The sequence below is a fragment of the Catenulispora pinistramenti genome (assembly GCF_018274385.1).
In the GTDB taxonomy this organism is placed as follows: domain Bacteria; phylum Actinomycetota; class Actinomycetes; order Streptomycetales; family Catenulisporaceae; genus Catenulispora; species Catenulispora pinistramenti.
The window spans coordinates 1-10,425 of the sequence record NZ_JAAFYZ010000304.1 but is presented as its reverse complement, the minus strand read 5'-3'; the positions used below and the strand labels follow the sequence as shown (position 1 = coordinate 10,425).

Annotated in this window: 8 protein-coding genes and 1 pseudogene; 6 read left to right on the top strand and 3 right to left on the bottom strand. The window is 72.2% G+C overall.

The features are described 5' to 3' along the window. Window positions 1–329, bottom strand: a pseudogene (locus KGQ19_RS44665) (hypothetical protein); the annotation flags it as partial. On the opposite strand from KGQ19_RS44665, the gene KGQ19_RS44660 reads away from it, so the two are divergent. After that, window positions 328–864, top strand: a complete 537-nt coding sequence (locus tag KGQ19_RS44660) for a hypothetical protein (protein WP_212021022.1) — start codon at window positions 328–330, stop codon at window positions 862–864. The pseudogene KGQ19_RS44665 and the gene KGQ19_RS44660 sit on opposite strands and share 2 nt — an antisense overlap. A gap of 118 nt (window positions 865–982) precedes the next feature. Here the strand turns inward: KGQ19_RS44660 and aspS are convergent, their stop codons facing one another. Both aspS and KGQ19_RS44650 read right to left on the bottom strand, forming a co-directional pair. After that, the gene (gene aspS / locus KGQ19_RS44655) at window positions 983–2,275 is read right to left on the bottom strand and encodes an aspartate--tRNA(Asn) ligase (RefSeq protein ID WP_212021021.1); all 1,293 of its coding nucleotides are present in this window, start codon (window positions 2,273–2,275) and stop codon (window positions 983–985) included. Between the two features lie 278 nt (window positions 2,276–2,553). Then, window positions 2,554–4,806, bottom strand: coding sequence for an ArnT family glycosyltransferase (locus KGQ19_RS44650; protein ID WP_212021020.1), 2,253 nt, complete (start codon window positions 4,804–4,806; stop codon window positions 2,554–2,556). Between the two features lie 151 nt (window positions 4,807–4,957). Between KGQ19_RS44650 and KGQ19_RS44645 the strand changes: the two genes are divergently transcribed. From KGQ19_RS44645 to KGQ19_RS44625, 5 genes are all read left to right on the top strand, one after another. Beyond that, window positions 4,958–5,722: a DeoR/GlpR family DNA-binding transcription regulator gene (locus tag KGQ19_RS44645; RefSeq protein WP_194899354.1), complete on the top strand. Its 765-nt coding sequence runs from the start codon at window positions 4,958–4,960 to the stop codon at window positions 5,720–5,722. 262 nt (window positions 5,723–5,984) lie between these two features. Beyond that, a complete protein-coding gene (locus tag KGQ19_RS44640) occupies window positions 5,985–6,905 on the top strand; it encodes an SIS domain-containing protein (protein WP_212021019.1) in 921 nt (306 codons plus the stop codon). Between the two features lie 133 nt (window positions 6,906–7,038). Then, window positions 7,039–8,079 carry an ROK family protein gene (locus KGQ19_RS44635; protein ID WP_307856702.1) on the top strand — a complete coding sequence of 347 codons (1,041 nt, stop codon included), beginning with the start codon at window positions 7,039–7,041 and terminating at the stop codon, window positions 8,077–8,079. Further along, on the top strand, window positions 8,076–9,074 hold the full coding sequence (locus KGQ19_RS44630; protein WP_212021017.1) for a 1-phosphofructokinase family hexose kinase: 999 nt from the start codon (window positions 8,076–8,078) through the stop codon (window positions 9,072–9,074). The genes KGQ19_RS44635 and KGQ19_RS44630 overlap by 4 nt, the downstream gene beginning before the upstream one ends. Window positions 9,075–9,082: 8 nt before the next feature. Beyond that, window positions 9,083–9,961 carry a class II fructose-bisphosphate aldolase gene (locus tag KGQ19_RS44625; protein ID WP_212021015.1) on the top strand — a complete coding sequence of 293 codons (879 nt, stop codon included), beginning with the start codon at window positions 9,083–9,085 and terminating at the stop codon, window positions 9,959–9,961. The last annotated feature ends 464 nt before the right edge of the window (window positions 9,962–10,425 follow it).

Here is a 10,425-nt window from a genome sequence, read left to right as displayed (position 1 = left end):
ACGCGGGGCGTCTCGGCGGCCGGGGTGATGCGCGGGGCGCGTCGGCGTCGGGTGCGGCATCGGGCCACGGCGGCGGGGTCGTCGCTGGCGGTGCTGGGAGTGGCTGCGGGGGCGGTCGCGTTCGGTGCACACTCCGCGGGGCCGTCACGGGCGAGCGTACAGGTGGCGCCGGGCATCGTTCCCAAGACGCCCGCGACATCCGCGAGGACTGCGACATCCGCGACGCCCGCGCCGAAGACCTGCTCGGCCTCGGTCGCCGGTACGGTGCCGGCGACGACGTCCACCACCGTCGACGGGCTGGACTTCACCACGGTCTCGGGGACGACCATGGGGGTCTCTTGGGCGGAGCAGATCCACGTGTTCCCGAACAAGCAGGCCCACACGGACTGGATGAGCGGCAAGGCGTCGGGGACGTACCCGCCGGGTGCGGCGGACGCCTTCCACGAGGGCGCGGTGGCGCAGTTCCGCACGCCGGGGGAAGCAGGCTACGAGGAAGTCGGCGTGCCTTCCACCGAGCAGGACTACTTCTCGTTCGATTCGGCCAGGGGGCTCGGGCCCGGCACGCCGGTTCCGGGGACGTCGACGATGGTCAACGGCAGCAAGGTACCGGCCAGGATGACCTTCAAGGCGTATCTGGTCGGGACATGGATGGATCCGAAGGTCGACCATCTGTGCCTGCAATACGCCGACCACGCCGAGTTCGTCCCGGTGTATCGGACTCAGGGTGCTGCGTTCATCGAGTTCGGATTCGTGGTGGCCGAGCAGCCGCGGGAGGTGATCGGCTACGACGCGTCCGGCCAGGTGGTCGGGACGACGAAGGCCGTCATGCTGCCGGCGGGGTTGCCGCTCAGTTTCCAGCCGTGAGGCGCCGATTGGCCGCGGGACTGAGCAGGCGGCTGCCTGTCTGAAGAAGCGGGCCTCTCGCCGCCATGCGACGACGACGAGGGGCCCGCGTCATACCGAGTTGTGAATCAGCACCCGATCACGGTGTGAGCCGGTGCAAGTCCCGCGGGAACAAGGCGGTACGCCGCAGGTTGTCCGCCTCGGTCAAGCGCATCGTCCAGCGCTCCAGCCCCAGGGCGAACCCGCCGTGCGGGGGCATCCCGTGCTTGAAGTTCGCCAGGTAGCCCTCGTAGGCCTCGGTGGACTCCCCGCGCGCCGCCAGTGCCGCGACGTAGTCCTCGTACCGGTGCAGCCGCTGGCCGCCGGTGATCAGCTCCAGGCCGCGGAAGATCAGGTCGAAGCTGTTCGAGTACTGCGGCCGGTCCGGCTGGGCGTGGGTGTAGAAGGGGCGCTTGGCCATCGGGTAGCCGGTGACGAACAGGAATTCGCTGCCGAACTCCCGTACCGCCCACTCGCCGAGCGTGCGCTCGTTGGCCGGGGACAGGTCCGGCTCGTCCTCGCCGAGCAGTTCCATCGCGTCCGCGAAGTGGATCTCAGGGATCTGCTCCGGGACGGTCGGCAGCTTGACGCCGAGCAGGTCCACCGCGGCCGCCGCGCGTTCGGCGACCGAGGCGACCATGCCGACCAGCGCTTCGCGTACCACCGCCATCACGTCGCGGTGGTCGGTGATGAAGCCGAGCTCGGCGTCCAGGCTCGTGTACTGGGCCAGGTGGCGTGCGGTGTCCGAGGGTTCGGCGCGGAAGACCGGGCCGGTCTCGTAGACCCGCTCGAAGACGCCGACCATGGCCTGCTTGAAGAACTGCGGCGACTGCGCCAGATACGCCTTGCGCCCGAACCAGTCCAGGGCGAAGACGTTGGCGCCGGACTCGGTGGCCGAGCCGACGATCTTCGGGGTGTGGATCTCGGTGAAGTCCAGGGCGTCCAGCGCGGAGCGGAAGCCGGCGATCGAGGCGGCCGTGAGCTGGAACGGGGCGCTCAGGTGCGGGTGCCGCAGGGTCACCGGGGCGCCGTCCAGGATGGTCGGCAGCGAGGCCGTCACGGTCGGGCGGTAGATCTCCAGCGGCGGCGTCTCGGCCGGGCTGGACAGCAACTCGACCTGCGGGCCCTCGGCCGGCGCGACGAGCTCCACGCCGCCGGGCGCCTGTTCGTTGGCCGTGACGGTCCCGACGAAGGAGAGCACGGTCTCCTCGGGGATGTCGTGCGACTGCTCGGCGGCGGCGCCCGGCAGCACGGCCTGGGTCAGGCCGCTGCGGTCGCGCAGGATGAGGAACGTGACGTTCTTGAGTTCGCGGCGGCGGTGCAGCCAGCCGGAGACCTGAACGGTTTCACCTACGTGCGCCGACAGTTCCGACGCTAGTACGCGGTGGATCATTTGAGCCCTCCAAGGGGTCTCGACGTGATCCCTTGGGAGTGCGGGCGATAAGGGAATCGCGGTACCACCGCACCTTCACCGCGGCCCGGGGGCCGCGGCCTCTCATGGCCCGATGACGGGGGCCGGCCGGCGGGGCATTGCCTCCCCGCACTCCGGAGTGTCTTGGCCTCGGAACGCGGGGCCGTCTTCCCAGCTGCCGACGGCTCTCTGGACCCGCGCCGGATCCGAGGCTACTCGTCTCCTTCAGCGTGTTGGGGTGATCTTAACCCCCGCGCTGATCAAGAACAATCGAATACCCCGGTTGGGGAATTCGTCTTGTCTTTAGCTCTAGCCGTACCACTGGCCGTACTACTAGCCAGACCCGGGACGCCGTGGCAGTGGTCGGTGACCCACGTGTCACGGTCCTGCGCCGCCACGCTGTGCCCGCCCATCCGCAGCTGCGACACCACGACGTAGCGCAGCTGCCCGGTGTGGACGAGGTTCGCCAGGCCCTGCACGGTCGGCGCCGGGGCGTCGCTGGTGAAGCCGCCCATCGGGAGCACCGGGAGGTTGTCCGCGAGGTAGGGGGCGGCGGCCATCGAGCCGTCGATCGCGGCGGCGTAGGGGCGGCCGTCGCGATTGCGCTGCAGGAACTTGACGACCCGCGGGTCCGGTCCGTGCTCGAAGTCGTGGATCCCGTGCTGGATCTCCGTGTTGGCCGCCGCGCTGAACTTGCGGCCGCCGAACATCGACTGCGGCGGGCCGGCCGACGCCGCCACGCTGCCCATCATGTCGCCCTTGCGGGTGAGCACCGACGTGGCCCAGACCGCCGGTGCGGCCAGCGCCGCCGCCGCGACCGCCACCGCCGAAAGCGCGCCCAGGGCGCGGTTGCGGGCGATGCGGGCCCACGGCACCAGCGCGATCGCGGCCACCGCGGCGGCCACCACGAACCAGCGGAGCCACGGCTGGTAGTGCGGGGTCTCGCGGCTGGCGAGGAACGCCCAGCCGGCGGTCAGGGCGACCAGCGCGGGCAGCTGCCAGGTGCGGCCGCGGGCAGCGGCGATGAAGGCGGCTCCGGCCAGGGCGGCGACCGGGGGAGCCAGGGTCGAGGTGTAGTAGGAGTGGATGCCGGTGGCGGCGCAGAAGGCCAGGCCGTAGATGCCGAGCCAGCCGCCCCAGAACAGGTAGCCGGCGGTGGTCTTCCGCTGCGCGCGCTCAGGGTCGGTCGGCTGCTGATGCCCGGAGTCCGTGGCACGGGATCCGTGCTGGGACGCGTGCTGGGACGCGTGCTGGGATGCGTGCGCCGCCAGGGCTTCGACGCTGGACATCTGGCCGGACGCCGCACCGGTTGACGTTGACGCCGGCGATCCGGCTGAGATCGCCGTCGTGCCAGCCGATGGCGACGATCCGGCTGCCGTCTGAGCCGACGCGAACGCCGCCGATCCAGCCGTCGCCCCGGCCGCCGATCCAGCTGTCGCTCCGACCGACGCTCCGACCGAGGCGAACGCCCCCACCGCGCCGGCCGCCGTAACCGGCAGCGCCGCCACCGACGCCGCCGCCAGCCGCACCCGCCGGGCCCGCCAAGCCGCCCACAACCCGGCGGCCAACCCCACCACCGCGGCCGGTACCAGCCAGCTGATCTGGCCCGCCGAAGCCGTCCCGAAGATCCGTCCGAGCCCGGCCGGTCCGCCGGCCCCGGACAGCACCGCGCCGCCGGCCAGCGGGTCGGTCCCGGCGCCCTGGCCGCCGATCCGGCCGAAGCCGTTGTACTGGAAGACCATCTCCCAGACCGAGTTGTGCACCGAGCCGTCGATGTAAGGGCGCTGGGAAGCCGGGGTCAGCGTGACGAACACCATCCAGGCCAGCGACACCACCGCGACCAGCGTCCCGTACGCCGCCGCCCGGCCCAGCCGCCACCAGCGGCTCCCGGCGCCGAGCAGGAAGCAGGTCCCGGCGAACACCGGGACCACCAGCAGCGCCTGCCCCATCTTCACGTTGAACGCCACCCCCAGCCACACCGCCGAGGCTGCCAGCCACCAGGCCGCGCGCCGTCCGCCGTCGGCCCAGCGCCACAGTGCGTGCGCGGCGACCACCATGAAGAACACCATCAGCGCGTCGGGGATGTTCGTGCGGGACAGCGCGACGGTCACCGGGGTCAGCGTGTAGCCGACGGCGGCCGCGTACGCCGCGCCCCGCCCGGCCCAGCGCCGCACCGTGACGAACAGCAGCGGCACGCACGCCGTCGCGGCCAGCACCTGCGGCAGCAGGACCGCCCAGGCGTGGAAGCCGAAGATCCGCACCGACAGCGCCTGCACCCAGAACGCGCCGGGGAGCTTGTCGGTGGTGATGAAGCCGGAGGGGTCGAAGGCCCCGTAGACGAAGTCGTGCCAGTTCGCGCCCATCGAGCGGACGGCGGCCGTGTAGAAGGGGTGCGTCCGCCCCCGCTGGAAGCCCCACCCGAACATCACCGCCGCCAGTGCCGTCAGAGCAGCGACCAGGGCACGATCCGACGATCGTCGAGTAATCCACACCATGTCCGGACCAACGAGCATGATCAGTACGAGTCACTACTAAGTTACGAAACTGTCATCGAATACAGAAAAACACCGCTGGTGGGACGGCTGGGGCCGGAGATGATCATTCATGCTCGGATCTTGCGCGAACGAGCATCACAGTGAGCGGATCGCGCGCTACTGTGTCCCCATGCGTCAAGAAGACCGCCTGGGAGCCATCCTCGCCCTGCTGGCCGACCACGGTTCGGTGGGGGTCGTGGAGAGCGCCGACCGCCTGGGCACTTCCCAGGCCACCATCCGCCGCGACCTTCAGGCGCTGGAGGAGCAGGGCCTGGTCAAGCGCACGCACGGCGGCGCGGTCCCGGCCGGCGTGCTCTATGAACTCCCCATGCGCTATCGCGGCGCGCGCCAGCAGGAGGAGAAGAGCCGGATCGCCGAGTTGGCCGCGGGGCTGATCGACGAGAGCGCGGCGACCGTGGGGCTGTGCGGCGGCACGACCACCAGCGAGGTGGCGCGGTTCCTGGGGATGCGCGGCGGGCTGAAGATCGTCACCAACGCCCTGAACATCGCGGCCGAGTTGGCGTTGCGCCCGGCGATAGACCTGGTGGTCACCGGCGGCACCGTGCGCACCGAGTCCTACGAGCTGATCGGCCCGGTCGCCGAGCGCGCGCTGGAGGGCTTCAACCTGGACGCCTCCTTCCTCGGCGTCGGCGGGGTCAGCGCGGCGGCCGGCGTGACCACCCACCACGAGGTCGAGGCGCAGACCAATCGCGCGATGATCCTGCAGTCGGCCCGGGTGATCGTGGTCGCCGACGGAACCAAGGTCGGCCGCCGGGCCTTCGCCCGGATCGCCGAGGCCGCGCTGGTCTCCGATCTGGTCACCGATCCCAGCGCCGACCCCGGCGAGTTGGACGCGCTGCGCGAACTCGGCGTGCGGATCCATCTCGCGGACTGAAACGCGGACTGAAACGCGGGCTGGGCAAGGACCGACCACGGGCCGAACGCGGATTGAGCGCGGGCTGAGCGCGGACCGAGTACACCCCGAGCAGCACGGCGCGCGCTCTGTGGCAGGCGGCAAAAGGTAGGTCCCGGAATTATCCGGCCGGCCGCGCAGGATCCCCGTTGACCACGCCGTATTTCTTTCTGCTTGATTCTGCTCGACTCGTCTGGCTATCGTTCAGATACAAGCACGCACGTCGCCAGCCTGGGGAGAGACCATGTCCGGATCCGCCTACGTCGAAGCCGAGATAGCGAGCCAGCCGGACACCTGGCGCCGGGCGGCGGCGCTCGCCGCCGGTCCGACCGGCTCGCTGTTGCCGAACAAGGGTGAGCGGGTCGCCGTCGTCGGCTGCGGCACCTCCCTGTACATGGCGCAGGCCTACGCGGCGCTGCGCGAGCAGGCCGGGCTCGGCGACACCGACGCCTTCGCCGCCTCCGAGTTCCCCTTCGGCCGCGCCTACGACCGGGTGGTCGCGCTCAGCCGCTCCGGCACCACGACCGAGGTGCTTGAGCTGTTGCAGCGGCTCAGGGGCGTCACGCCGACGGTCGCGGTCATCGCCGACCCGAACACTCCGGCGCCGGAGCTGGCCGAGGAGACGATCGTGCTGGACTTCGCCGACGAGCGCTCAGTGGTGCAGACGCGCTTCGCCACCACCGCGCTGACGCTGTTCCGCGCGCACGTCGCCGCGCAGTCCGGCACCGCCTTCGACCTGGAGAAGATCGTCGCCGACGCCGCACGCTGCGTCGCCGAGCCGCTGCCGGACGGGATCCTGGACAAGACCCAGTTCGCGTTCCTGGGCCGGGGCTGGACCGTCGGGCTGGCCAACGAGGCCGGGCTGAAGATGACCGAGGCCTCGCTCACCTGGACCCAGTCCTACCCGGCGATGGAGTACCGGCACGGGCCGATCAGCATCGCCTCGCCCGGTACGGTGACCTGGATGCTCGGTGAGGCCCCGCGCGGGCTGGCCGAGCAGGTCCAGGCCACCGGCGGACAGTGGCTGGACCCGGCCGACGGCCGCGATCCGCTGGCCGAGCTGATCCGGGTGCAGCGGCTGGCCGTGGCGCTCGGCGGCCGCAAGGGCCTGGAGGTCGACAACCCGCGCAACCTGACCCGCTCCATCATTCTGTCCGAGGTCTGATATGTCCGGTCCCGAGCAGCCCGCCGCGGCGCCCCGCCACGCGCGTGCCGCCGATGCCCCAGCCGGGGATGTCCTTGCTGCCAGCCAAGAGTCGGCCAGCCAAGAGTCGGCCAGCCAAGAGTCGGCCGGGCACGTGCCAGCCGGGCATGTGCCAGCCGCGCACGCGGCGGGCAGCCAGGCCTCAGGCGCAGGCCACGCCCTGGCCCTGGACGTCGGCGGCACCGGCATCAAAGCCGGCCTGGTCACCCGCGACGGCCGCCTGATCCGCACCTGGCGCCGGGCCACCCGCATCGAGCGCGGCCCGCAGGCGGTCATCGACACCATCGCCGACTTCGCCGCCGAGCTGGTCGACGAGGCGGCGGCCGAGGGCACCCCGGTCGCCGCGGCCGGCTTCGCGCTGCCCGGGATCATCAACGAACGGACCGGTGTCGGCGTCTTCTCGGCCACCGTCGGCTGGCGCGACGTGCCGTTCCGGGATCTGCTCGGCGCGCGCCTGGCGGTCCCGGTCGCGATCGGCCACGATGTGCGCGCCGGGGGAGTGGCCGAGGCGCGGATCGGGGCCGGCCGCGGCTCCGCGCGCTTCGTGTTCCTGCCGCTGGGCACCAGCATCGGCGGCGCGATCATGATCGACGGCGTCCCGAACCTCGGCCCGCACGGCATGGGCGGTGAGTTCGGGCACATCGTGGTCCGGCCCGGCGGCCTGCCGTGCGGCTGCGGCCTGCACGGTTGCCTGGCGCAGTACTCGTCGGCCGGGGCGGTCGCGGCCCGCTACGCCGCGGCGGCCGGCACGGCGAACACCGGCGCCCTGGACGTCGCGGCCCGGCTGGCCACCGGCGACCCGGTCGCGCGCCGGATCTGGGACGAGGCGGTCGACGTCCTGGCCGACGCGCTGCTCACCACCGCGGCCCTGCTCGACCCGGACCGCGTGGTGATCGGCGGCGGCCTGGCCGAAGCCGGCGACACCCTGATGCGGCCGCTGGCCGAGGCGCTGGCCGCGAAGGCGACGTACCACGCGCTGCCGGAGTTGGTCACCGCCGAACTCGGCGACCTGGCCGGCTGCCTCGGCGCCGGATTGCTGGCGTGGGATCTGGTGCCGGGAAGTTCGGTGTCCGCAGCTCCGGTGTCCGCAGACCTGGTACCCGCAGACCCAAGGCCCGGGGACTCGGCGCCGTGATAGTCACGGTCACGCTCAATCCCGCGCTGGACATCACGTACACGGTCCCGGCCCTGAAAGCCGGGACCACGCACCGTCCGCGGGTCCACGCGCAGGCCGGCGGCAAGGGCGTGAACGTCGCCCGCACGCTGCACGCCCTCGGCCGGGACACGGTCGCGGTGCTGCCGCTCGGCGGGTTCGACGGCGAAGCGGTGCGCGCGGAGTTGGAGACGGCCGGGGTGCCGCACCACGCGATACCCATCGCCGGCGCGACTCGGCGCACGGTCACGGTGGTCGAGGAATCGGGCCTGGCGACCGGCTTCAACGAGGCCGGGCCCGAGATCGGCGCCGAGGAGTGGGCCGAGATATGCGCGGCGGTGGCGTCGTTGCTGGAGACCGCCGCGCTGGACACGGCCGCGGTGCTGGTGCTGTCCGGCAAGCTGCCGCGCGGGCTGGCCGACGACGTCTACTCAGAGCTCATAACAGTCGCTGAAAGCCTTGGCGTGCCTACGATTCTGGACACCGAAGGCGCACCGCTGCTCGCCGCACTCGCCGCGGGCCCGGCGATCGTGAAGCCGAACGCCCACGAACTGCTCGACGCCACCGGGCTCACCGATCCGCGTGCGGCCGCGAGCGAACTGCTCGGCCGTGGCGCTCGGGCTGTGGTCTCCTCGAACGGCCCCGACGGGCTCACAGCCCTGACCGCCGAGGGCACGTGGACCGCACGACCGCCGCGCATCGACGGCGGCAACCCCACCGGCGCCGGTGACGCGTCCGTCGCGGCGCTCGCCATGGGCCTGGCCGACGGCAGCCGGTGGCCCGAAATGCTCACCGACGCCGCGGCGCTCTCGGCCGCGACGGTGCTCACCGACCGCGCCGGGATCTTCGACGCCGACGCCTACCGGCGCTTCCGGTCTGGGATCAGGTCTGAGATCAGCGCTCAGACCAGCCCCGAGATCAGCGCTGAGACCAGCTCCGGCATCAGCTCCGAGATCAGCGCCCGTCCCGAAAGCTAAGGATCCCCATGCCTCTCAAGCCCACCGGCGACCTCATCACCGCCGCCCGCGCCGAGCGCCGGGCCCTGGCCGCCTTCAACGTCATCACCCTTGAGCACGCCGAGGCCATCGTGGCCGGTGCCGAGAGCCGGCACTCGCCGGTGATCCTGCAGATATCCGAGAACGCCGTGAAGTTCCACCACGGCCGCCTGGCTCCCATCGCGCGCGCCACGGCCGCCGTCGCCGAGGCCGCGGGGATCGATGTGGCGCTGCACCTGGACCACGTCGAGGATCCCGCGTTGCTCCGTCAGGCCGCCGACTACGGCTTCGGCTCCGTCATGTTCGACGGCTCGCACCTGGACTACGCCGAGAACGTGCGGGCCACCCGCGAGGCCGCCGACTGGGCCCACGCCCGCGGGCTGTGGCTGGAGGCCGAGCTGGGCAAGGTCGGCGGCAAGGACGGCGAGCCGCCGCTGTCCGCGCACGCGCCCGGCGCCCGCACCGACCCCGACGAGGCGCGCGAGTTCGTGGCCGGCACCGGCGTGGACGCGCTCGCGGTCGCGGTCGGCAGCTCGCACGCGATGACCGATCGCAGCGCCGTCCTCGACCACGAGCTCATAGCCCGGCTGCGGGCGGCGATCGGGGTTCCGCTTGTGCTGCACGGTTCCTCGGGGGTGCCGGACGCCGAACTGGCGCGCGCCGTCGCCGGGGGCGTGGTGAAGGTGAACGTCGGCACCGCGCTGAACATCGCGTTCACCGGGGCGGTGCGGGGCTGGTTGGAGCAGGCGCCGGCGAACGCCGTGGACCCGCGCAAGTACCTGGCTCCGGCGCGTGAGGCCATGGCCGCGACCGCGGCACACTTCATCAGTGTCCTGTCCCCGGACGGTCTCGCCTCGGACGCCGACTAGCAGCGACGCTGGCGTCCGGAGGGTAGCCTGGGCCAGCATGAGCGCCACACCCGTACGCGGCGATCACGACGCGGCGATCACGAAGAACGGCGGATGATGGCGAACCCTGAGATATCGAGCACGCAGGAACCAGGCCTCGCGGCGGTTCCGTCCCAGGGACGTCCCGCCGACGCGGCCGCGGCGCCCCGGGCGGCCGCCGGGAACGAGGCGGCTGTGGGGCACGCGGCCGAGCCGGGTGCGCCAGCCGGGCCGGACGACGCGTCAGCGTCAGCAGCAGGCCCAGTGTCAGGGCCAGCGTCAGGTCCAGCGTCAGGGCCAGCGACAGGGCCGAGACCAGCACCAGTACCGGGCCAAGCACCGGCACCGGGGTCACCGGCCCCGCGCCCGCGCAGCCACCAGGCAGGCGCCCGCCTGGACACCGAACCACGCCGTCGCCCGGCCCCGCCCTGTCTCTTATACACCTC

What these genes read in the sequence shown, in the direction of transcription:
- KGQ19_RS44645 (WP_194899354.1), top strand. Translation starts at nt 4,958, where the DNA reads ATGCGTCAAGAAGACCGCCTGGGAGCCATCCTCGCCCTGCTGGCCGAC.
- KGQ19_RS44625 (WP_212021015.1), top strand. Translation starts at nt 9,083, where the DNA reads ATGCCTCTCAAGCCCACCGGCGACCTCATCACCGCCGCCCGCGCCGAG.
- KGQ19_RS44640 (WP_212021019.1), top strand. Translation starts at nt 5,985, where the DNA reads ATGTCCGGATCCGCCTACGTCGAAGCCGAGATAGCGAGCCAGCCGGAC.
- aspS (WP_212021021.1), bottom strand. Translation starts at nt 2,275, where the DNA reads ATGATCCACCGCGTACTAGCGTCGGAACTGTCGGCGCACGTAGGTGAA.
- KGQ19_RS44650 (WP_212021020.1), bottom strand. Translation starts at nt 4,806, where the DNA reads ATGCTCGTTGGTCCGGACATGGTGTGGATTACTCGACGATCGTCGGAT.
- KGQ19_RS44660 (WP_212021022.1), top strand. Translation starts at nt 328, where the DNA reads ATGGGGGTCTCTTGGGCGGAGCAGATCCACGTGTTCCCGAACAAGCAG.